Genomic DNA, 20,754 nt, shown 5'->3' on the forward strand with positions numbered 1-20,754 from the left:
CCAGTACTGTAGAGGGGCGGAACTGGACGGTCCAGTACTCTCCGCTGGTCGGTTCGCTCGAAAGCGGGCGACCCCCGCGCGGTTTTCCGCCCGGGGGTCGCTCGTCGATCGTTGCTCAGAACTGGGCGAACTCCTGCCCCTTCGAGCGGAGCTCGTCGTCCCAGTTGCAATAGGCTTCGCTGGTCTCGCCATTACCCCGCCACGGGCCGACGGCCTTGTAGTTCTCGTTGCCGCACCTGACCCATGCGCGGACCTTGACGCCAGGGCCCATCCCGGTGCAGTTCACCCGATAGCTGTTCGGGCTGGTGAGCTGAGTGGCGCAAGTTGCGGCCGCCCCCACCTCCCCGGCTGCGGCCGATCCGGTCACACCGACGATGCCGCCGACCATGAAAGCGACGGTGACGCCCGTGGAAGCCATTGCCCGCAGAACGATCGACATGATGCTCCTGAAATGTCAAAGCGACTGATCCCGAGTGCCCGGTAGGAGATCTTACCGAACGTTTATCAGGAGTCGAAGCGGGTGTGCGTCAGCCGGTGGACGGCGAGCGCGAGCGCCATCCGCTGCCGGCCGCCGTGCTCACCGGGGTCGTAGCCCAGCTCGGCGCGGACCGCGGCGATCCGGTGTTGGAGGGTCGAGTGGTGCACGCCGAGCGCGGCGGCCGCCCCGCGCACGCTCTCGTGCGCCGCGAGCTCGTCGAGGGTGTCGAGCAGTGCCGGGTTGCCCGCGACGAGCCGGCCGAGCGCCACGACGTCCGGGGGCTCCGCCGCGCCCGCGTCGACGCCCGCCGCCAGCACGGTGAGCGCCCCCAGCTCGTCGGCGGCGACAACCGGGCGACGGGCGCTGGTGAGGCGCAACGCCACCAGCGCCTCGGTCCAGGCCGCTGCCACCTCCGTCGGCGGCACCGTCCGTCCGATGCCGGCTCGTTCAGGTGCTGGCTGCTCCGCGTCGTCCAGCACGGCGAAGACCACCCCGGCGACCGTGCTGACCAGCGTCGACCGCTTCGCCCGGCGGGCGATGGGGTCGTCGGGCGCCGCGGCGATCACCCGGACCGGACGGTGCAGGTGCAGGCGGTCGGCGGCGCGGAGCCGCTCGTCGAGCCGCACCCGGATGTCGATCAGCTGCTCGATGCAGCCGCCGACGTCGGCGTCCGCGAGGGACGTCCGGTCCAGCGTGACCGCGACACCCATCGCGAGCCGTTCGAGCACCATCCGGTCGTTGGCGTGGGCAGGCCCGTCGCGCTCGATCCACACCGTGCCCCCTGCGCCGATCGGGTGCGACGACCACCCGTCGAGGGCCGTGGTGCGCGCTCCGGTCCGGCGGCCGCCGGCGTCGACCCGCAGCGCGAGCCTGCGCTCCGGCACGACGAGCCCGGCCGGCGCGCCGCTGAGCACCGCCGCGCCGCGGAGGAAGGCCTCGAGCCCGACGTGCCCCTCGACGAGCGTGTCGAAGTACTCGATCACCCGCAGCGTCTCGGTGGCGGTCGGGTCGAGCCCCGAGAGCCGCCCGACGAGCTCCCGCATGAGCCCTCCCGGGTCGTCCTAGAGTCCGAGCGTACGGCGGATCCATGCCTCGCGGGCCTCGCGAGCCGCGGTGGAGATCGCCGCCGGCGCGGCGAGCCCGTCGAAGCCGTGGAAGCCGCCCGCCCAGACGTGCAGCTCGGCACGGCCGCCCGCGGCCCAGATCTTCGACGCGTACTCGACGACCTCGTCGCGGAACACCTCGGCGGACCCGGTGTCGAGGAACGTCGGCGGCAGGCCGGAGAGGTCGGTAGCGCGGGCCGGCGCGGCGTAGATCGAGACGTCCGGGCCGCCGCGCCGGTCGCCGAGCAGCGCGTCCCACCCGCCGCGGTTCGCCGTGCGGTCCCAGACGACGGCCTGCTCGTGCTGCCGGGTCGACAGCGTCGCGTCCCGGTCGTCGATCATGGGGCAGATCAGCACCGATCCGGCGAGGTGCGGGCCGCCGCGATCGCGCGCGAGCAGCGTGACCCCGGCGGCGATCCCGCCGCCCGCGCTGGCGCCCATGACGATCAGTCGTTCGGGGTCGATGCCGAGATCCGCCGCGTGCGCCGCGGTCCAGACGAGCCCGGCGTAGCTGTCCTCGACGGGCGCCGGGTCCGGGTGCTCCGGGGCGAGCCGGTACTCGACCGACACCCCCACCACGCCGTGCTCCGTCGCGAACTGCACCAGCTCGGGCACGGAGTCGAGCCGCGACCCGATGATCATCCCGCCGCCGTGGATCGAGTAGATGCCCGGTGCGCCGGCGGCGCGCTTGCGGGGCCGGACGACCGTGAGCGCGATGTCGGGATCGCCCGCGGGCCCTGGCGCGGTCAGCTCCTCGATCTCGACGCCCGATGTGTCGAGGTCGGCCGATCGTTCGACGCGGAACTGCTCCATGAGCACTCGCGTCTCGGCGAGGTCCGCGTTCTGGATCGCGGCGAACCGTTCGAGCAGGACGGGCGCCATTGCGGCCAGCTCGGGGTCGAGCGGGATGGTCGGCGGGGAGTCGATCGAGGTCATCTGCAGCTCCGTGGCGGTGGGCGGCGGGGACAACATCGATGTTGCTCCCACCCGACCCCACGCCGCGACCGCCGTGCCGACCCGGTCCGGGGCGTTCCCTCCGCCACCTGGCGGGTGGCACAGAGGTTCAGCAAACCCACCGTGCCCTCGCGTGCGGGACGCACACGATGCCGGGAACGCCACGTTCCCGGCGTGTGGGGCCGGGAAAGTGGCTTTCCAGGCACCCCGACCGCCAGGCCCGTCGGAGGCGGTTCAGGCGAGCGGGCCGAAGAAGGTGCGGAGCTCCCCGACCAGGAGTTCGGGGGTCTCCATCGCCGGGAAGTGGCCGCCGGAGTCGTACTCCGCCCAGTGCGAGTGCTGGCCGCCAGGGTCGATCACGGAGCGGATGCTGTGGTCGGCGGCGAACACCGCGACGCCCGACGGCGGGCCGGGCGGCGCCGGCGGGGCGTCCGACGTGCTCTCACCCCAGCCCGACGCCGCCTGCGCGGCGAACTGCCGGTAGTCCTGCATGCCCTCATAGAGGATGTGCGCAGTCGCCGCGCCACTGCCGGTGAACCAGAAGATGCTGACGGTGGTGAGCAGCCGGTCGCGGTCGACGGCGTCCTCGGGGAGGGCCTTCGTGGGGTCGGTCCACTCCTGGAACTTCTCGGTGATCCACGCCAGCTGCCCGACGGGGGAGTCGTTCAGCGCGTAGCCGATGGTCTGCGGTCGCGTCGACTGGATCTGCAGGTAGCCGGTGCCGAACTCGCGGAAGGTGTTGAACCGCTCGGCACGCTCGCGGTCGCTCTCGGAGAGCCCGTCGAGGTCGAGGGCCGGTCCGAGCGGGAACGGGCCGGGCCCGGCCACGTGCGACCCGACGAGCCGGTGCGGCGCGAGCATCCCCAGCATGCCGACGATCCCGGCGCCCATGTCGCTGCCGTGGGCGGCGTAGCGGTCGTAGCCGAGCCTGCGCATCAGCTCGTCGAGCGCCCCGGCCACCCGGAAGAGGCCGCCCCAGCCCGGTCCGTCGACCGGCTGGGAGAACCCGAAGCCCGGCAGCGACGGGATGACCAGGTGGAACGCGCGTGCGTCGGGCGCGCCGTGGGCGCGGGGATCGGTGAGCTCGCCGATCACGTCCAGGTACTCGACCGGGCCGCTCGGCCAGCCGTGCGTCAGCAGCAACGGCAGCGCGTCCGGCTCGGGGGAGCGCACGTGCAGGAAGTGGAACGTCTGCCCGTCGATCGACGTCGTGAACTGGGGAAACGTGTTGATGCGCGCCTCGTGCGCGCGCCAGTCGAAACCGCTGCGCCAGTACTCGGCCAGCTCGCGCAGGTAATCGAGCGGGACCCCGCGTGACCACCCGTTGCCGGCGGGCTCGCCGGGCCACCGGGTGTTGGCCAGCCTGGCGCGCAGGTCGTCGAGCGCCTGCTGTGGGACGTCGATCCGGAACGGGGTGATCGCGGTTGCGACCTCGTCTGTCGCTGCGTCGGCAGTCATGGCCCGGACGTTAGGAATGCGCGCTGGAGCCTGGCTGGAACCGTCCTGGCTAGGATGCGGTCAGCGCGGAGACCGGATACCGCGCCCGGCGGTGCGAGGCGATCGTGACTGGTCAGCGGGATGTGGAGGCCGGCGCTGTTGGGGGCGGCGCTGCCGATTGGTGGCGGATGCCCGAGCTTGCGCCGCGCTTCGTCCAGTTCGTCGTGACTGTTGTCGTGGCCAACTTCGCGTTCAACGCGCTGACGCACATCGTCAAACAGGGCCAGCCGCTCGTCGCGGCCGTGATCGCTGCGCCGCTGGTCGTGACCCTGGTCGTGATCCAGCTGTACCTGAGCTCGCCGCGCACCGACCTGCGGTCGTGGCGCGTCCTCGCGGCTGTCGGCCTCCAGGCGCTGCTCATCTGCGTCCCGCAGCTCTGGTTCGGCCAGGCGTTCCTCGGGCTGCCGGGATTCCTGGCGGGCACCGCGCTGCTCGTGTTCCGCCCGGTGATCGCGTGGCCCCTCTTCGGGGTGGTGGTCGTCCTCGCCGGGGTGGCCAGGTGGCTCGACGCCGAGAACATCCCGCAGGCGGTGTACACGGTCGTCCAGACCGTGCTCCTCGCGATCGTGATCTACGGGCTCTCTCGCCTTCGTCGGTCGGCGGGCGAGTTGCGTGACACCCGCACGGCGCTCGCCGACGCCGCCGTGACGCGGGAGCGGCTGCGGTTCGCCGCTGCCGTCCGCGAGCTCGTCGGGCGGCGGATCTCGGCCATCACCGTCGTCACCGAGCTGGCACGCCGGAGGCTCGACACCGACACCGACGAGGTGCGCGAGCAACTGGGCCAGGTGCTGGAGCTCTCGCGCAGCGCGCTCGCCGACGTGCGGACGGTCGCCAGCACCTACCGCGAGCTGCCGCTCGACCGCGAGCTCGAAACCGTCCGGTCGACGCTGACGGCCGCCGGAGTCAGCGTGACCGTGCGCCGCGACCGGACGGCCGTCCCGTCGCAGGTGGGGACGCTGCTCGCGACGGTGCTGCGGGAGGCCGTGACCAACGTGCTGCGCCACAGCTGTGCGCAGCGGTGCGACATCGTGCTGGCCGGCGAGGGCGACCGGGTGGTGCTGGACATCGGCAACGACGGTGTTGCGGCGGAGCCCGGCACAGGCGGCAACGCGTTGGACGCGCTGTCGCGCAGGGCGGCGGCACTCGGTGGGACGCTCGAGGCGGGCGCCGACGGGCCTGGGCGCTTCCGGGTGCGTGTCGCGGTTCCGTTGCGTGTGGAGACCGACCGGCCCGAGCGCGCCACCAGGTACCCCGTCCCGGCCGAGCAGGCACCGCGGTTCGCGACGTGGGCGCTGATCGGGTTGCTCTGCGTGATGGCGATCGGCTCGTCGATGATCTCGATCCTCGCCGTGCCCGACCCGGCCGCGCTGGTGGTCTCGATCGCCTGCCCGCTCACCAGCCTGCTGCTCCAGCTGCTGGTCGTCAGCCGGTCCAGCGCCGATCCGCGCTCATTGGCGGTGCGTGCCGCGTTCGGCGCGCAGCTCGTGCTGGCGTTCACCCCGATCGTGCTCTTCGGCTCGGTCGTTCCCGTCGCGTTCGGGGCCGCCGCGGGCACCGCCTTGCTCATCCTGCGCCCCGCCGCCGCGACCGCGACCTTCGTCGCGCTGGTTGCCAGCACCGCGCTCGTGCCGCAGATGTACAGCGGCGACTGGTTCTGGACGACGTGGCTGGTCCAGGCCTCGTTCAACAACGGGCTGGAGATCTTCGCGCTCACCCGGCTGCGCTCGCTGGTGGTGCGGTTGCACTCCGCGCGGACGGAGCGCGCGGCGCTCGCCGTCGCGGCCGAGCGGTTGCGCTTCGCCAGCGACCTGCACGACCTGCTCGGCTTCTCGCTCTCCGCGATCACGTTGAAGACCGAGCTGGCGCTTCGGCTCGTCGACATCGACCCGGAACGCGCCGACCGCGAGCTCGACGAGGTGCTCGCGCTCTCCCGGCAGGCGTTGCTCGACGCCAGGGCGGTCGCCCGCAGCTCCCACGACCTGTCGTTGGAGGACGAGGCCTCGTCGGCCGTCCGGCTGCTGACCGCCGCCGGCATCGACGTCACGACGCACGTAGACGGGCGGCCCCTGCCCGCCGACGTGCGCACCGTGCTCGCGACGGTGCTGCGGGAAGGCGCCACCAACCTGCTGCGGCACAGCAAGGCGCGCAGCTGCGAGATCGTCGTGGCCCGCAGCGGCCGTTCCGTCACGATCGAGATGGTGAACGACGGCGCGCCGGAGGCGGCCGTCTCGGCGGCGGGAACGGGCATCCGTAACCTGACCGCACGGGTCGAGGCGCTCGGCGGCCGGTTGGACGCCGGCCGGGCGGGCGAGACGACGTACCGGCTGCATGCCGCCGTGCCCCTGCCGATCCACGACGAGGTGATCTTGGGAGCCGTCCGGTGATCACGGTGTTGCTCGCCGAGGACATGCACATGGTCCGCGGCGCGCTGGTGGCGCTGCTCGGACTGGAGGAGGGCATCGAGGTGGTCGCCGAGGTCGCGGCCGGCGACCAGATCGTGCCGGCCGCGCTGCGGCACCGGCCCGACGTCGCGGTCCTCGACATCGACCTGCCCGGCATCGACGGGATCACCGCCGCCGGTCTGCTGCGCGAGCAGCTGCCCGAGGTGCGGATACTGGTGCTGACCAGCCTCGCCCGCCCCGGGACGCTGCGCAGGGCGCTGGCCGCGCGGGTGGAGGGGTTCATCGGCAAGGACGCGCGGCCCGCCGACCTGGCAGCGGCGATCCGCGACGTCGCGGCGGGCAAGCGGGTGGTCGACAGCCAGCTCGCGCTGGCCGCGCTGGACAGCGGGACGTCCCCGCTGACCGCCCGCGAGCTCGCCGTGCTGCGGCTCGCCGCCGACGGCACCGACCCCGGCGACATCGCGGCGAAGCTCTTCCTCTCACCCGGCACCGTGCGCAACTACCTCACGACGATCATCAGCAAGCTCAACGCCCGCAACAGGGTGGACGCGATCCGGATCGCGAGCGACAGCGGCTGGCTCTGACCCGGCAGGTCCCAGCGTGGACGGCCCGCCTACCGCGGCGGGGTATGCGGGCGTCGCGGAGTTGGCGGGGCGTGAAAATTTCATCACCGGATGGTGTCTGTGGCACATCCGCGCAGCCGCCCGGCGCGGTGGACTTCTCCTGTTCGTCGTTGCAGAGGAGTCCGACCGTGGAGATCGACGTACTGGGGCCGCTGGTGGCCGAGCTGGACGGGTGTCCGGTCGCGCCGAGCGCGGCGAAGCCGCGGCAGGTGCTCGCGTTGCTGGCAATTCGTGCGGGGCAGGTGGTCCCCGGCGCGACCCTCATCGACGAGCTCTGGGACGACCGCCCGCCGCCCAGCGCACGCGCCACGCTGCAGACCTACGTGATGCAGGTGCGGAAGCACCTCGCGACCGGGAAGGCCGCCGTCGCGACCCGCCTCAACGGCTACCTGCTCGACGTCGCCCCGGAGTGCGTCGACGCGAACCGCTACGAGCGGCTGGTCCGCGCCGGTGCGGCCGCGGCCGACCAGGACGATCCCGCGACGGCCGCCCGGCTCTACCGGGATGCGCTCGACATGTGGCGCGGACCGGCGCTCGTCGACGTGCCGGTGGGGCCGGTCCTCGCGATCGAGGTGACCCGCCTGGAAGAGGGCCGGCTCGCCGCGTTGGAGGCCCGGATCGACGCGGAGCTGCGGCTCGGCCGGCATCTCGCGGTGCTCGGCGACCTGGCCGCGCTGAGCGCCAGCCACCCGACGCACGAGAACCTGACCGCCCAGTACATGACCGCGCTCTCGCTCGCCGGCCGGCCGCGGCAGGCGCTCGACGCCTTCCGCAGGCTGCGCGCGACGCTCGTCGACGAGCTGGGCATGGAACCGTCGGCCCGCGTGCAGCACCTGCACCGCGAGATCCTGCAGGCCGGCTGAGCGGCCCCCGTTTTCAGGCGTGCACGCGCTCGGCGTTGATCCGCTGGATGCGTTCGGTACCCCATTCCCCGAGCGCGGCCAGCGCCGAGTTGAGGGAGATGCCGTGCTCGGTGAGCGAGTACTCGACCTTCGGCGGCACCTGGCGGTAGACCTCGCGATGCACGAGGCCGTCCTCCTCCATCTCGCGCAGGTGCTGGATCAGCATCTTCTCGCTGACCCCCGGTAGGCCCCTGCGCAGCTCGGCGAACCGACGGGTGCCGTGCGCCTCCAGGTCCCACAGGATCAGCGACTTCCACTTGCCGGAGACGACGTCCATGGCGGCGTCGATCCCGCAGAAGTAGGGGCCGGATCTCGCCATGCCGCGCTCCTTGCTTACCAAAAGGTGGGTATCCCACTAAATAGTCGGTACTGGTCAAACGTACCTGCTGCGAAAAGGATCGTGGCATGACGAAGACAGAAACGAACCGGGTGAGCCTGCTCGGGTTGGGCGCGATGGGCCACGCGCTGGCGGCGGCGGTCGTCGCGGCCGGCCACGACACAACGGTGTGGAACCGGTCGGAGGGCAAGGCCGGCGATCTGGTGAAGCAGGGCGCGGTGGAAGCGTCGAGCGTCGGTGCCGCCGTGCGCGCGGCGGACGTCGTGGTCGTCTGCCTGTTCGACCACGAGTCCGTGCACGAGGTGCTCGATCCGCACGCGGCCGACCTCGCCGGACGGGTTGTGGTCAACCTGACCACGACGTCGCCCGACCAGTCGCGCGAGCTCACCACCTGGGCCGCCGCAGCCGGGATCCGGTACCTGGACGGCGGGATCATGGCTGTTCCGCACATGATCGGGAAGCCGGGGTCCTCGATCTTCTACAGCGGCGACACCGCCGTGTTCGAGCAGCACCGCGCGCTGCTGGACCTCTGGGGCGCCAGCATCTTCTACGGGGAGGACGCGGGCCTGGCCTCGCTGTACGACATCGCGCTGCTCGCCGGCATGTACGTCATGTGGGCGGGGTTCATCCACGGCGCGGCGATGGTGGCGCCCTCCGGCATGTCGGCGCGCGACTTCGCGAAGCTGGCCGCGCCGTGGCAGTCGGCGATGACGGCCTCCTTCGCCGGGCTGGCCGAGGTGATCGACAGCGGCGACTACACGCTGAAGGGTGACGACCAGAGCCTGGAGTTCTCCGACCTTACGAAGATGGTCGAGGCGAGCAGGGCGCAGGGCATGGACCCGGTGGCCGTCGAGATGGTGCAGGAGCTGATGCGCCGCCAGATCGATGCGGGGTTCGGCAAGGAGAGCGTCGCCCGGATCTACGAGAGCGTCCGCGCGCGGTGACCGTCGACAACGACATTATGGCGGTTTGTTAGCGCTAACAACAGCCGAAACGTCGTTGTCGACGGCCGCCAGGCACCGCCTGCCCTGCTCGCGGATCGCGGCAGCCACCTCCGCCGTCCCGTCGACCAGCGTGAACCCGACGCCGACCGACGTGATCATCCAGACCAGGTCGGTCGCGGAGGGGCCTCCGACGTGCATGAGGCAGCTCGACGCGTCGACCGTCTCCAGCACACCCATCCCCGGCCAGACCCGGTCGGCGAGCTCGTCGGCGGAGCCATCCAGCCGGACGGTCGCCTGGTGCCGCCACGCCTTGATGGAGAGCTGGTTCGACAGGTACGTCACGACGTCGCCCTCGGGCGGCTCGCGAGGGGTGAAGCGCGGGCCGTTGGGGATGCGCGGCGCCATCCGGTCGGCGCGGAAGGTGCGCCAGTCGGTCCGGTCGACGTCCCAGGCCACCAGGTACCAGTGCCGCACGAAGCTGACCAGGCTGTGCGGCTCGACCGTGCGGACCGACGCGCCGCCGACGCGTGAGGTGTAGTCGAAGCGGAGCACCTCGTGCCGTCGGCACGCTTCGGCGACGGCCATCAGCACGTCGGGGCTCACCGGCGGGCCGGAGGCGCCGTCCACCCGGACGGTCGCGGCGTGCAGCGTCGCCACCCGGTGCCGCAGCCGCGAGGGGAGCACCTGCTCCAGTTTCCCGAGCGCGCGCAGCGACGTCTCCCCGATGCCGGCCACGGAGCCGGCCGACGCCGTGCGAAGCCCGACGACCACGGCGACGGCCTCGTCGTCGTCGAGCAGCAGCGGCGGCAGTGCCGCGCCGGCACCGAGCTGGTAGCCGGCGGTGCCACGGCTGGCGTGCACGGGGTAGCCGAGCTCGCGCAGCCGGTCGACGTCGCGGCGCACGGTGCGGGTGGTGACGCCGAGCCGTTCCGCGAGGTCGGCGCCGGTCCACTCACGGTGGGCCTGGAGCAACGACAGCAGCTTCAGGAGCCTTGCCGAGGTCTCGAGCACAGCCCCAGAGTGGCACGCAAATAGGTCCGAGGTGGTCCTAAGTGCCCGACCTGGCCGTAAAGGGCGTGCATGCCTTCTTTCGGTCGCTACGCTGAATCCCGCGAGGAACCGGCTGTTTTCTCCGGTTTCCGGGTATCTGGGGGGATGGTGCGGACGAAAGCGGGGAGCCTTTGGCGAGCGCTCCCGGGCGCGCTCGGCACGGCTGGGAGGGTCGACAGCGTCGAGCTGAAGGTGCTGCTCGACGAGCACCTGGCCGACGCCGTCGAGATGCTGGGCCCGCAGCTGCACGTCCCGTCGCTGCGCCGGGTGTACTTCCTCGACACCCCGGCCCTTGCGCTGGCCCGGAGCGGGATCGTGGTCAGGGCCCGTGAGCTGCGCCGACCCGGCAGCTCGACGGGCCGCCGCGCCGACGTCGTGGTCAAGCTGCGCCGGCCGTGCCGGGGCAAGCCGCCGCGCGGGCGCAACCTCGTCGTCGAGCTCGACGCGCTGCCGGCATCCGTCACGTGGTCCGGCTCGATCGCGAGGAGGCTGAAGGCGGGGGCGGTGACCGACCGGATGGCCGCTCGCCGGCCCGCTCGCAACCTCCTCGACGAGCCGCAGCGTCGGCTGGTCGAGGTCGCCGCCCCCAGCGTCGATCTCGACGACCTCGTCGTGCTCGGGCCGATCGACGTCGTGCGGCTGCGCTCGGTGGAGCGGGGCTACCGGATCGACGTCGAGTCGTGGCAGTTCCCGGGCGGCGCCAACGTCGTCGAGCTCTCGGTGAAGTGCCGCCCCACCAGGTCGAAGCACACCGTCAAGGCCGTCCGCAGCCTCATCGTCGACCGGCGCATCGCGCTCGCGCCGCACCAGCTGACCAAGACCCAGCTCGCGATGCGGCTGCTCGCCGACTGAAAGTTCCCCACCGTTTTGCCCATCTACACGGGCAAAACGGCGTGCAGGTTGGCAAAACGGTGGGGAAGTCAGCGGCGGGTTGCGCCGAGCACCGTCTCGACGAGGCCCGCGAAGACGACGACGTTAGGGATCGAGCGCACCGGGTAGCGGGGGGTTCGGCGTTTGGTGAGCTGCTCGATCCCGATGTAGCCGTCGGCGATCTCGACCCGGTCGACGTCGTCCCACCGCACGACGTCGTCGCCGTCGCGGATCCCGGCGAGGTCGACGCCGAACCGCCCGAAGCCGACCGTCCCCCCGTCCATGACGGTCTGGATCGCGAGCGGGAAGCGGGCGTCGATCACGGCCTGCTCCACGTCCTTCGCGAGCTCCGCGATGTCCCAGTACATGTTGTGGTCGAGCACGACGGCCTCCCCGTCGGGCCGCCGGACCGTGTACGTGTACTCCATCGAGACGGTCCCGCCGCCGCGCCCTACGTTCCGCACGACGTCGCGGTAGAGCTGCACGTCGTCCCACCGGAATACGCGTGTCGCGGCCCGGCGCTGGTGCACGAGGCCGGAGTCGAACCGGTAGATCGTGTCGCCGGTAGCGCGCACCGCCCGCACGATGGTCGCGAGGAACACGACGCCCGCGACCGCCAGCGCGCCCGTGAGGACGGCCGGGAAGATCGAACCGTCGGCAGCCGCGGTGGCGCAGAGGTACGCGAGGAACGCGGTCAGGGCCGCGGTGAGGATCCCTTTGGCGGCCGTGACGGCCATCCGGCCCGGTGTCACGCGATGGACGAGGCAGCGTGCCCCGAGGTCGTACGCGAGCGCCGCGGTCCTGACCGTGTCCGGCACGCATCCCACCGGAACCCACGTCATCACGATGTTTCCTCCCGCATCCATGCCACTCGGAGCTCGTGCAGGAGTGACGACCGGGATGCGGGAGGAAGGGCTGGGGTTACTTCTCGGTTGTGATGCAGGTCACCGGCAGAGCGTTCCCGGCTGCCACTGCTTCGCGGAGAACTGCGCCGGGTCCCGCGGGGCCATCAAGGTGTGCGCCACGGGGCATTCGGCGTCGGTGAACTCGACCGCCATCAGGAACGTCGAACCGTCCGCGACGTCACCGTCCGCCATGTTGATCAGGTTGTAGACCCCGGAGCTCGACGGGCCGCCGTGCATCGGGATGCGCTTCCCGTCGCGCTCGATGAACTGGTGGTCGCCGAGCTGGTCGTCGGCCGTCTCACCGAGCGCGAGCCAGGCCGCGGCCAGCGCGGTGCGGGTGCCGCCCTTCGCCCAGAAGACGTCGAAGAGGAGTGCGCCGCGGCTCTCGACGTCGTTGCGGCGGTCCCAGGCGGCCAGCACGTCGCACGCCGCTTTCAGGTCCGTCCACGCCGCGCATTGTGCGAGCGTCGTGTCGAGGTTCTTCTCGGCCGCGGAGTTGCGGTTCTCCAGCACGAGCTGCTGCATCTCGGCTGCGTCGAACCGGCCCATCCGCTTCTGGATCTCGGCGAGCCCGTGCTCGGTGCGCAGGTTCGGTGCGGTCTCGTCGCCGAAGATCCGCGGGAACCCGCTGAGCTGACCGCCGGCGTGGGCGAACGTGTGCGAGGCGTTCGAGTTCGTGGCGTACTCGGCGCTGTGCAGCACCGGCATGTCCGTCATGGCGACCGTGCCCTGCGGGGCGCACGCCGAGCGGGTGCCGTCCAGCACGGGGACGCCGGTGCGCGGGTACAGCTGCGTGCCCAGCGCCGTGCTGCACGCCGTGGTGTCGACGGCCGGGATCACCTGCACACCGGCGAACATCGCGTCGCCGGCACGGTCGGCGGCAACGATGTTGGTGCGGGCCGTCCCGCCACCCTCCTCCAGCGCCACCTGCAGGTCGCCGGTCGAGCCGGCCTGCGGGAACCGGGAGATCGCGTTGAGCGCGGTCAACCGGTCGGCGGCGGCGTCGTGCAGCGCGTACGCCGTCCGCTCGGACCAGGGCAGCTTCGTCACCTCCTCGCCGGACAGCCAGGCGTTCGTCCTGATCTGCTCCAGCACCGGGCCGAAGTCGGTGTGCCAGAGCCCTTCGGCCGTGTGCCGCATCTTGCGCGGCTGGCCGTCGACGACGTAGCTGGTCGGGTCGCCCGGCACGAGCTGCAGCTCGACGAGCGCGTAGCTGATGCCGGTGGAGATGGTGGCCGACCACGCGACGTCGCGGTTGTACCCGTTGAAGATCACCGGCATGCCGAGCATCTGCGTGCCTTCGACGTCGAGCACGCCGGGGATCGTCAGCCGCGAGTGCCAGAACGACGCGATACCGCTCCACGGGACGTGCGGGTTGCCCAGGAGCACGCCCTTGCCCGACTTCGAACCGGCGCTGCCGACGGCGATCGCGTTGCTCCCCGTCTGGCGCGGCGGCGCGACGGTGACCGAAGCCTTCTCGCTGCCCGGCGGCTCGGCGTCGGCGATGCCCTTCATGCCGCGGTTGTAGCCCTCCAGGCCGACGACGTAGTCGAACCGGTAGACGTCGATCTCCTCGATCGGCGTCGCACCGCACGCCGGGGCCTCCCGGACGAGCCGGTTGTAGCCGTCGGTGTAGCCGGCGATCAGGTCGCGCACCTCCTGCGTCGGGCCCTTCGGCGCGGGCTGCGCGAGCACGTCCTCGACGACGTGCCGCTCACGGAGGTCGCGGAACTGCACGTCGGAGGCCACGTCGCCGCTCTGCCCCTTGGCGGCCGCGAAGATCCCGACGAGCTCGCAGAGCCGGTCCTTCGCCTGTGCGTACCCGATCCCGCGGCCCAGCTCGAGATGGTTCGGTGCGACGATGTGCGGCGCCTGCTGGACGGCGGCGGGCGCGGTGGCCGGCGCGGTGGCTGCCGGCGTGCTCGGCCCCGCCGTGTCGCAGGCGGCGGTTGCCGCGACGGCCAGCACGAGGCCTATCGCGGCAGTCTGCTTCAGCACGATGGGGTCCTTCCGGTGATCAGCGGTTCCGTTCACCGGCAACGCTAGGAACGATCACCGCTACCGGCGTCGGTCCGACGATCGATCTCGACGACGTCCGTTCGGGGGACGGACGAGGAAGGTGAGGGGTCGGTTCGATGCAGGTGGCGCGCCTTCTCGCAGGTCTCGCCCTGGCGTCCGCGCTGCTCGTGGCGTGCGCCGACCCGCGCGGTGACGTCGACGCGGTCACCGCCGCGCTGCGCGCCACGCCGGGCGTCGGGTCGGCCGAGTCGAGCTACGGCGAGCCGACGATCAAGCACAACGGCGACCTGCGCTTCGAGGTCGACGTCGTCGCGGGCGCGGCACCCGACGACGTCGTCGCGATCGTTCGCAACGGTCTCGCCGGGCTGCGCGCCGATTCGCTCGTCGCGCTGCGTGGTTCGTTGGAACTGCGCACACCCGCCGGCGCCCGGCTGACCGTCGCGGGAGTGCCGCCCGAGGTCCCGCCCGAGGTCATCGAGGCCGCCACCCGCTCGTGGATGGCACTCACCGCCGCCTACCCGGCGGCAGAGGTGGTCGTGGGCAACGGGGGTGGGCAGCCGGCCGAGATCGACCTCTCCGGCGACCTGCCGCTCGGCTGGCCGCCACCACCGCAGGGGGTGGTCGAGGCGTTCGCCGCGATCGAGAACGCCCGGTTCCCGGAGGCAGCGACGGGGATGTGGCGGGTGGGTGCGGGGGAGCCGGTGGACGAGCGCCACAGCGCGCGGTGGTCGGCCAGGACGGGGGAGGGCAAGGCCGTGCCGCCCGCGGCCGTGCAGGAGACGATGGTCGCCTTGCAGGCCGTCCTCGCGGGCCAGGGCGAATCCACGCTCGAACTGCTGTGGAACGACTTCCCCGGCCAGGGTTACCTCGACGTCACGGCCGACATCGGCGCCGAGGAGTTCCGCAAGACCCCCGGCAACCAGATCAACAGCCTCATCGCGGGCAGTGTGCCGGAGCGGCTCGCCACCGAGCTCACCAGCCGACTCGACGCGTCCGGTGTGCCGTACACGATCTCCGCGTCGGTCTTCGACAACGACCCCTTCCTGGTCGTCGAGCGCCGCTAGGCCGCCAACTTCCCCACCGTTTTGGGCACTTGCGCGCGTTTTCGGCGCGCATCCACCCAAAACGGTGGGGAACTTGCTGTGCGTCCGTATGGGCGCCGTTCGCTGTGCGTGACGGACCGGGCGCCGCTTCTGCACTTGACGTTCACCCGTCTGTCCGGCTTAACTCCCGTCTACAAAAGTAGACCGCGTCTTCAGATGTAGACAGAGTGGCTCTGTGTGAACGGAGAGCCGCTCAAGGAGGAACGATGACGTCCCCTCTGCGATCGCGTGTGGCCGCGTTGGCCGCCGCCGGTGCCGTCCTGCTGACAGGCGCGTGCTCGGTCGCGAACACCGACGGCGCCGCCGCGTCCGACACCGTGCGGATCGTCCTGCCGGAGGAGCCGCCGACCCTGGAGCCGTGTGACGCCTCGCTCTCCCCGACGGGCCGGGTGACCAGGGCGAACATCACCGAGGCCCTGACCGAGCGGGTGCCCTCGACCGGTGCGCTGGAGCCGTCGCTCGCGACGGAGTGGAGCCAGACCTCGCCGACGACCTGGCGCTTCACCCTCCGCAGTGGCGTGACGTTCCACGACGGGACGCCGTTCACCGCCGCTGCCGCGAAGTTCTCGATCGACCGCGCGGTGTCCTCCGACATCGGCTGCCACGTCGACGGGTACGTGTTCGACGACAGCACGCTCACCACTGCCGCGGTCGACGACTCGACGGTCGAGGTGAGCACTGCGGAGCCCGACCCGATCCTGCCGCTGCGGCTCTCGTTCGTGGAGATCGTCCCGACCACGACGAGCGCGACCGCGAAGGTGCGCGAACCGATCGGCACCGGCCCCTACCGCATCGAGGCCTGGAACCAGGGTGTGAGCCTGCGTCTGGCCCGCTTCGACAAGTACTGGGGCAAGGCGCCGGACTACGCGGCCGCCGAGTACGTCTGGCGGGCCGAGGGCAGCATCCGCGCAGCGATGGTCGGCAGCGGCGAGGCCGACGTCGCCACCGGGCTGGCCCCCGCCGACGGCGCCGGCGACCGCGGCGTGACCTTCCCCAACAACGAGACCTCCTACCTGCGGATGGACGCCGGCAAGGCGCCGCTCAACGACATCCGCGTGCGCCGCGCGATCAACTACGCGATCGACCGGGACGGCCTCGTCGCGTCGGTCTTCGCCGGGCTCGGCGAGCCGGCCGCCCAGCTGGTGCCCGCCGGCGTCACCGGGCACAACCCGGACCTGAAGCCGGTGCCGTTCGACATGGAGCGGGCCAAGGCCCTCATCGCCGAGGCCGGCGCCGCGGGCGTGCCCGTCGACACCCCGATCACGATCATCGGCCGCAACGGGATCTACCCGAAGGCCGCGGAGGCGATGGAGGTCGTGCAGCAGTCCCTGACCCAGGCCGGGCTCAAGGTCGAGATCAAGATGCTGGACGTCAACGCGTGGATCGAGTACCTGCTCGGCCCCGTCCCGGCCGACGTCGGGCCGGTGCTGCTGCAGGCGCAGCACGGCAACCAGGCCGGTGACGCCGCCTTCACCATGGCGTCCAACTACGGTTCGAAGGGCCAGCAGTCGAGCTACGGCACCCCCGAGCTCGACGCGATGATCGCCGCGGCGGAGCAGGCCTCCGGGGCCGATCGCCAGTCGAAGTTCGCCTCGGCGCTGGCGTTCCAGAACGACCAGATCATGCGCGACGCCGTGCTCGCGCACATGAAGGGCATCATCGCGCTCGCACCGAACGTGAAGTACGAGCCGAACGCCGCGACCTACGACGAGATGCGCCTCTCCGAGATGCACCCCGCCGGCTGATGCTCGCCTACCTGAGGCGGCGCGTGCTCTCCAGCGCGCTGCCGCTGCTCGTGGTGATCCTGGGTGTGTTCTTCCTGGCCAGGCTCACCGGCGACCCGACGAACCTGTACCTCCCGCTGAGCGCGACCGCGCAGCAGCGGGCCGACTTCGCCGCCCGCAACGGGTTCGACCAGCCGGTGCTCGTGCAGTTCGTCGACTACGTCGGGCAGGTGGTCCGGCTCGACTTCGGCGAGTCGCTGCGCACCGCGCAGCCGGCGGCGACGGCGGTGCTGCGCGCGTTCCCGGCGACGCTGCAGCTGGCCGGTGCGGCCATGGTGATCGCCGTGCTGGCCGCGCTCGTCGTCGGCAGCCTCGCCGCATACCGGCCGAACTCGGCGGCCGACCGGGCGGCGAGCTTCCTCTCCTCCGCCGCGTCGAGCACCCCCGACTTCTGGTTCGCGATCATGGGTGTGCTGGTCTTCGCCGTGTGGCTCGGCTGGCTGCCGACCTCCGGAACGGCCGGCGCCGCCGCGTGGATCCTGCCCGTCGTCACGCTGCTCATCCGGCCGTTCGGCGTGCTCGTGCAGGTGGTGCGCGGCGCGATGGTGACGGCGCTGTCCGCGCCGTATGTGAAGGTCGCGCGCAGCAAGGGCGCGAGCGAGCGTCAGGTGATCTTCGGGCACGCGTTGCGCAACGCCGGCGCGCCGGTGCTGACGGTGGCGGGCGACCTCGCCGTCGGGCTGGTCAACGGGGCCGTGGTCGTCGAGACGATCTTCGGGTGGCCTGGTATCGGGAAGTTGATGATCGACTCGATCCTGCAGCGCGACTTCGCGGTGCTGCAGGCTGCGGTGCTGGTCACGGCGGTGGCGATCTTCCTGTTGAACATCCTCATCGACGTCGGGTACGCGCTGCTGGACGCGCGCGTGCGGCAGGGGGCGATGGCATGAGCCGGGTCCTGTCGCTGCTCGGCAAGGACCGCTTCGCCGCGGTGGCCGCTGTCGTGCTGGCGCTGGTGGTGCTGTGCGCGCTATTCGGCCCGCCGCTGCTCGGTGCGCTCGCGGTCGAGCAGAACCTGCGTGCGGTCAACCTGCCACCGCTCTCGCTCGACCGCGGCTGGGCCTTCGTGCTGGGCAGCGACTCGCTCGGCCGCAGCGTCGCGGCCCGGCTCGTCGTCGCCGCCGGTACGACGATGGCGGTGGCGGTCCCGGCCGTCCTGCTCTCGCTGGTGGTGGGCTCGCTGTGGGGGATGTGGGCCGGCTACCACCGCGGCTGGCGGGAGACCGTCTCGATGCGGATCGCCGACGTGATCCTGAGCTTCCCGTCGCTGCTGCTGGCCGTTGTCGTGCTCTACGTCTTCACACCGGGCATCGCGAACATCATCGCGGTGCTCGCCATCGCCCGGATCCCGATCTACCTGCGCACAGCGCGCGCCGAGGCGGTCGAGCTGCGCAGCCGGCTCTTCGTCGACGCCGCGCGCACGTTCGGCACGAAGGACAGCACGATCATCCGGCGGCACATCCTGCCGATCGTGGCGCCGACGCTGCTCACGGTCGCCGCCGTCGACTTCTGCTTCGTGATGCTCACCGAGTCGTCGCTGAGCTTCCTCGGGATCGGCATCCAGCCGCCCGGCATGTCGTGGGGGCTGATGGTCGCGCAAGGCCGCCAGGAGCTGCGCACGGCCTGGTGGATCGCGGTCTTCCCGGGGCTCGCGATCGTCCTCACGACCGTCTCGGCGACGGTGCTCGCCGCGTGGGCCCGGATCGCGTTCGACCCCGCTCAACGCTGGCGGCTCACCGTGCCGGGTGCGCGCAAACGATCCGTGGAGCCGACCCCATGACCACGTCGCTCGAGGTCGAGGGTCTCTCCGTCGACATCCACACCCCGACCGGGGTGCTGCACGTCGTGCGCGACGTCAGCTTCTCCGTCGGCTCGGGTCGCACGCTCGCGCTGCTCGGCGAGTCGGGCTGCGGGAAGAGCATGACGGCGCAGGCGGTCGCGGGCCTGCTCGACCCCGTCGCGGAGGTCGTCGGGGGAGCGGTGCGGCTGGACGGCACGGACGTGCTGGAGCTGGACCACACCGCCCGTCGCGCACTGGCCGGGCCGGGGCTCGGAGTGGTGTTCCAGGACGCGCTGACCACGCTCAACCCGGTCCAGCAGGTGGGCGCGCAGGTGGCCGAGCCGTTCCGGATACACGAGCGGATGGGCCGCAAGGCCGCGCGTGAGCGGGCCGTCGAGCTGATGGAGCGGGTCGGCATCCCGGAGCCGCGGGCGCGCGCCCGCGCGTACCCGCACCAGTTCTCCGGCGGCATGCGGCAGCGGCTGCTCATCGCGATGGCGGTGGCGCTGCGGCCGTCGGTGCTGCTCGCCGACGAGCCGACGACAGCACTGGACGTCACCGTGCAGGCGCAGATCATGCGGCTGCTGGCGGACCTGCGCGCCGAGCGGAGCATGGCGCTCGTGCTGATCACGCACGACCTCGCCGTGGTCGCGGAGCAGGCCGACGAGGTGGCGGTGATGTACGCGGGCTCGATCGTCGAGACCGGGCCCGTGCGGGAGGTCTTCGACCGGCCGCGGCACCCGTACACGCGTGGGCTGCTCAGCTCGGTGCCGGCGGGCGCGGCGAAGGGCGAGCCGCTGCGTTCGATCGAGGGCAGCCCGCCGGATCTCGCCGCCGTGCCCAGCGGCTGCGCGTTCCGCACCCGCTGCCCGCTCGCGGCGGAGATCTGCGAATCGGAGACCCCAGCGCTGCTGGAGGTCGACGGGCGGGCCGCGGCGTGCCACTTCGCGAAGGAGCTGACGGATGCCTGAGCTGCTGGAGGCCCGCGGCCTGGTGAAGACGTTCCGCGCGTCCGGCCACCGGCTGCGCGCCCTCGACGGCGTCGACCTGCACCTCGGCAAAGGCGAGACGCTCGGGCTGGTCGGGGAGTCGGGCTGCGGGAAGTCGACGCTGGCCCGGACGCTGCTGATGCTGGAACGGCCGGACGAAGGCACGGTGCGGTTCAGTGGCGTCGACCCGTTCGCGCTGCGGGGGGCCGAGCTGCTGTCGTGGCGGCGGCGCGTGCAGATGGTCTTCCAGGACCCGTTCGGCTCCCTCAACCCGCGGCTGACCGCGGCCGAGCTGATCGGCGAGCCGTGGCGGACGCACCGCGACCTCGTCCCGTCGAGGCGTCGCGCCGCTCGGGTGGACGAGTTGCTGGAGCTGGTCGGGCTGCGCGCGACCGACGCCCGGCGCTACCCGCAGGAGTTCTCCGGCGGGCAGCGGCAGCGGATCGGGATCGCGCGGGCGCTGGCCTCCGAGCCGGACGTCATCGTGTGCGACGAGCCGGTGTCGGCGCTCGACCTCTCGGTGCAGGCGCAGGTGCTGAACCTGCTCGCCGACCTGCAGCGCGAGCTGGGGGTCGCGTACCTGTTCATCTCGCACGACCTCTCCGTGGTCCGGCACGTCGCCGACCGGGTCGCCGTCATGTACCTGGGCCGCGTGATCGAGACCGGGCCGACGGAGGAGGTCTTCGCGCGCCCGAGGCACCCGTACACAGCGGCATTGCTCTCGGCCGCGCCGTCGCTCGTCCCGGTCGAGGGCGCGCGCGAGATCGTGCTGACGGGCGAGGTGCCCTCGCCCGTCGACCCGCCCTCCGGATGCCGGTTCCGGACGCGCTGCTGGCTCGCCCAGGACGTCTGCGCGCAGGTCCGCCCGCCGATGGAGCACGGGGCGGCCTGTCACTTCCCGCTCGTCGACAACGACGCGGTGGTGGCGTCGGCGCCTGCGAACCAGCCGTGACCCCAGGCCCCGGGTGCCCAGGGGGAGGGCGGGAAAGCCACTTTCCTGCCCTGTGAGGGCCGGAA

The 20,754-nt window shown here is 72.0% G+C and carries 19 protein-coding genes; 11 read left to right on the top strand and 8 right to left on the bottom strand.

The window, feature by feature from the left end; genetic code table 11:
• Positions 1-115: 115 nt before the first annotated feature.
• The 4 genes from LL648_RS33785 to LL648_RS33800 all read right to left on the bottom strand — a co-directional run bounded on the left by LL648_RS33785 (position 116) and on the right by LL648_RS33800 (position 3,993).
• Positions 116-439, bottom strand: coding sequence for a hypothetical protein (locus LL648_RS33785; RefSeq protein WP_232666879.1), 324 nt, complete (start codon positions 437-439; stop codon positions 116-118).
• 65 nt (positions 440-504) lie between these two features.
• Positions 505-1,521 (bottom strand): helix-turn-helix domain-containing protein, encoded by a 1,017-nt coding sequence (locus tag LL648_RS33790; RefSeq protein WP_232666880.1) that lies wholly within the window; start codon positions 1,519-1,521, stop codon positions 505-507.
• An 18-nt stretch (positions 1,522-1,539) separates the two neighbouring features.
• Positions 1,540-2,517, bottom strand: a complete 978-nt coding sequence (locus LL648_RS33795) for an alpha/beta hydrolase (protein WP_255687103.1) — start codon at positions 2,515-2,517, stop codon at positions 1,540-1,542.
• Positions 2,518-2,769: 252 nt separating this feature from the next.
• Entirely contained in the window at positions 2,770-3,993 is a 1,224-nt protein-coding gene (locus LL648_RS33800; RefSeq protein WP_232666881.1) for an epoxide hydrolase family protein, read from the bottom strand.
• 167 nt (positions 3,994-4,160) lie between these two features.
• Between LL648_RS33800 and LL648_RS33805 the strand changes: the two genes are divergently transcribed.
• The 3 genes from LL648_RS33805 to LL648_RS33815 all read left to right on the top strand — a co-directional run bounded on the left by LL648_RS33805 (position 4,161) and on the right by LL648_RS33815 (position 7,920).
• The gene (locus LL648_RS33805; protein WP_232666882.1) at positions 4,161-6,416 is read left to right on the top strand and encodes a sensor histidine kinase; all 2,256 of its coding nucleotides are present in this window, start codon (positions 4,161-4,163) and stop codon (positions 6,414-6,416) included.
• Entirely contained in the window at positions 6,413-7,018 is a 606-nt protein-coding gene (locus LL648_RS33810; protein WP_232666883.1) for a response regulator transcription factor, read from the top strand. The genes LL648_RS33805 and LL648_RS33810 overlap by 4 nt, the downstream gene beginning before the upstream one ends.
• A 167-nt stretch (positions 7,019-7,185) precedes the next feature.
• Entirely contained in the window at positions 7,186-7,920 is a 735-nt protein-coding gene (locus LL648_RS33815) for an AfsR/SARP family transcriptional regulator (RefSeq protein WP_232666884.1), read from the top strand.
• Positions 7,921-7,933: 13 nt separating this feature from the next.
• On the opposite strand, the gene LL648_RS33820 is transcribed toward LL648_RS33815, so the two are convergent.
• Complete coding sequence (locus tag LL648_RS33820; protein WP_232666885.1) at positions 7,934-8,278, bottom strand: winged helix-turn-helix transcriptional regulator; 345 nt, start codon at positions 8,276-8,278, stop codon at positions 7,934-7,936.
• An 86-nt stretch (positions 8,279-8,364) separates the two neighbouring features.
• Here LL648_RS33820 and LL648_RS33825 point away from each other — a divergent pair, with 86 nt between their 5' ends.
• A complete protein-coding gene (locus tag LL648_RS33825) occupies positions 8,365-9,240 on the top strand; it encodes an NAD(P)-dependent oxidoreductase (protein WP_232666886.1) in 876 nt (291 codons plus the stop codon).
• Positions 9,241-9,255: 15 nt separating this feature from the next.
• Here LL648_RS33825 and LL648_RS33830 read toward each other — a convergent pair whose 3' ends face one another.
• Positions 9,256-10,251, bottom strand: coding sequence for a helix-turn-helix transcriptional regulator (locus LL648_RS33830; protein ID WP_232666887.1), 996 nt, complete (start codon positions 10,249-10,251; stop codon positions 9,256-9,258).
• Positions 10,252-10,395: 144 nt separating this feature from the next.
• Between LL648_RS33830 and LL648_RS33835 the strand changes: the two genes are divergently transcribed.
• Positions 10,396-11,142 (top strand): hypothetical protein, encoded by a 747-nt coding sequence (locus tag LL648_RS33835; RefSeq protein ID WP_232666888.1) that lies wholly within the window; start codon positions 10,396-10,398, stop codon positions 11,140-11,142.
• A gap of 68 nt (positions 11,143-11,210) precedes the next feature.
• Here LL648_RS33835 and LL648_RS33840 read toward each other — a convergent pair whose 3' ends face one another.
• Together LL648_RS33840 and LL648_RS33845 are read right to left on the bottom strand one after the other, a co-directional pair.
• Entirely contained in the window at positions 11,211-11,978 is a 768-nt protein-coding gene (locus LL648_RS33840; RefSeq protein WP_232666889.1) for a DUF6585 family protein, read from the bottom strand.
• Between the two features lie 126 nt (positions 11,979-12,104).
• The gene (locus LL648_RS33845; protein WP_232666890.1) at positions 12,105-14,063 is read right to left on the bottom strand and encodes a penicillin acylase family protein; all 1,959 of its coding nucleotides are present in this window, start codon (positions 14,061-14,063) and stop codon (positions 12,105-12,107) included.
• Positions 14,064-14,200: 137 nt separating this feature from the next.
• On the opposite strand from LL648_RS33845, the gene LL648_RS33850 reads away from it, so the two are divergent.
• From LL648_RS33850 to LL648_RS33875, 6 genes are all read left to right on the top strand, one after another.
• Positions 14,201-15,148: a hypothetical protein gene (locus LL648_RS33850; protein ID WP_232666891.1), complete on the top strand. Its 948-nt coding sequence runs from the start codon at positions 14,201-14,203 to the stop codon at positions 15,146-15,148.
• A 245-nt stretch (positions 15,149-15,393) separates the two neighbouring features.
• Positions 15,394-16,932, top strand: a complete 1,539-nt coding sequence (locus LL648_RS33855) for an ABC transporter substrate-binding protein (RefSeq protein WP_232666892.1) — start codon at positions 15,394-15,396, stop codon at positions 16,930-16,932.
• Complete coding sequence (locus LL648_RS33860; RefSeq protein ID WP_232666893.1) at positions 16,932-17,858, top strand: ABC transporter permease; 927 nt, start codon at positions 16,932-16,934, stop codon at positions 17,856-17,858. The genes LL648_RS33855 and LL648_RS33860 overlap by 1 nt, the downstream gene beginning before the upstream one ends.
• Entirely contained in the window at positions 17,855-18,748 is an 894-nt protein-coding gene (locus LL648_RS33865; protein ID WP_232666894.1) for an ABC transporter permease, read from the top strand. Before LL648_RS33860 ends, LL648_RS33865 begins: the two co-directional genes overlap by 4 nt.
• Positions 18,745-19,719, top strand: a complete 975-nt coding sequence (locus LL648_RS33870) for an ABC transporter ATP-binding protein (RefSeq protein ID WP_232666895.1) — start codon at positions 18,745-18,747, stop codon at positions 19,717-19,719. The genes LL648_RS33865 and LL648_RS33870 overlap by 4 nt, the downstream gene beginning before the upstream one ends.
• On the top strand, positions 19,712-20,689 hold the full coding sequence (locus LL648_RS33875; RefSeq protein WP_232666896.1) for an ABC transporter ATP-binding protein: 978 nt from the start codon (positions 19,712-19,714) through the stop codon (positions 20,687-20,689). Before LL648_RS33870 ends, LL648_RS33875 begins: the two co-directional genes overlap by 8 nt.
• Positions 20,690-20,754 lie beyond the last annotated feature (65 nt).

Source organism: Pseudonocardia sp. TRM90224 (assembly GCF_021245725.1).
In the GTDB taxonomy this organism is placed as follows: domain Bacteria; phylum Actinomycetota; class Actinomycetes; order Mycobacteriales; family Pseudonocardiaceae; genus Pseudonocardia.

Excerpts from the sequence above, each read along its gene's own strand:
- LL648_RS33785 (WP_232666879.1), bottom strand. The coding sequence starts at position 439 with ATGTCGATCGTTCTGCGGGCAATGGCTTCCACGGGCGTCACCGTCGCT.
- LL648_RS33790 (WP_232666880.1), bottom strand. The coding sequence starts at position 1,521 with ATGCGGGAGCTCGTCGGGCGGCTCTCGGGGCTCGACCCGACCGCCACC.
- LL648_RS33795 (WP_255687103.1), bottom strand. The coding sequence starts at position 2,517 with ATGACCTCGATCGACTCCCCGCCGACCATCCCGCTCGACCCCGAGCTG.
- LL648_RS33800 (WP_232666881.1), bottom strand. The coding sequence starts at position 3,993 with ATGACTGCCGACGCAGCGACAGACGAGGTCGCAACCGCGATCACCCCG.
- LL648_RS33805 (WP_232666882.1), top strand. The coding sequence starts at position 4,161 with ATGCCCGAGCTTGCGCCGCGCTTCGTCCAGTTCGTCGTGACTGTTGTC.
- LL648_RS33820 (WP_232666885.1), bottom strand. The coding sequence starts at position 8,278 with ATGGCGAGATCCGGCCCCTACTTCTGCGGGATCGACGCCGCCATGGAC.
- LL648_RS33825 (WP_232666886.1), top strand. The coding sequence starts at position 8,365 with ATGACGAAGACAGAAACGAACCGGGTGAGCCTGCTCGGGTTGGGCGCG.
- LL648_RS33835 (WP_232666888.1), top strand. The coding sequence starts at position 10,396 with ATGGTGCGGACGAAAGCGGGGAGCCTTTGGCGAGCGCTCCCGGGCGCG.
- LL648_RS33850 (WP_232666891.1), top strand. The coding sequence starts at position 14,201 with ATGCAGGTGGCGCGCCTTCTCGCAGGTCTCGCCCTGGCGTCCGCGCTG.
- LL648_RS33855 (WP_232666892.1), top strand. The coding sequence starts at position 15,394 with ATGACGTCCCCTCTGCGATCGCGTGTGGCCGCGTTGGCCGCCGCCGGT.
- LL648_RS33860 (WP_232666893.1), top strand. The coding sequence starts at position 16,932 with ATGCTCGCCTACCTGAGGCGGCGCGTGCTCTCCAGCGCGCTGCCGCTG.
- LL648_RS33865 (WP_232666894.1), top strand. The coding sequence starts at position 17,855 with ATGAGCCGGGTCCTGTCGCTGCTCGGCAAGGACCGCTTCGCCGCGGTG.
- LL648_RS33870 (WP_232666895.1), top strand. The coding sequence starts at position 18,745 with ATGACCACGTCGCTCGAGGTCGAGGGTCTCTCCGTCGACATCCACACC.
- LL648_RS33875 (WP_232666896.1), top strand. The coding sequence starts at position 19,712 with ATGCCTGAGCTGCTGGAGGCCCGCGGCCTGGTGAAGACGTTCCGCGCG.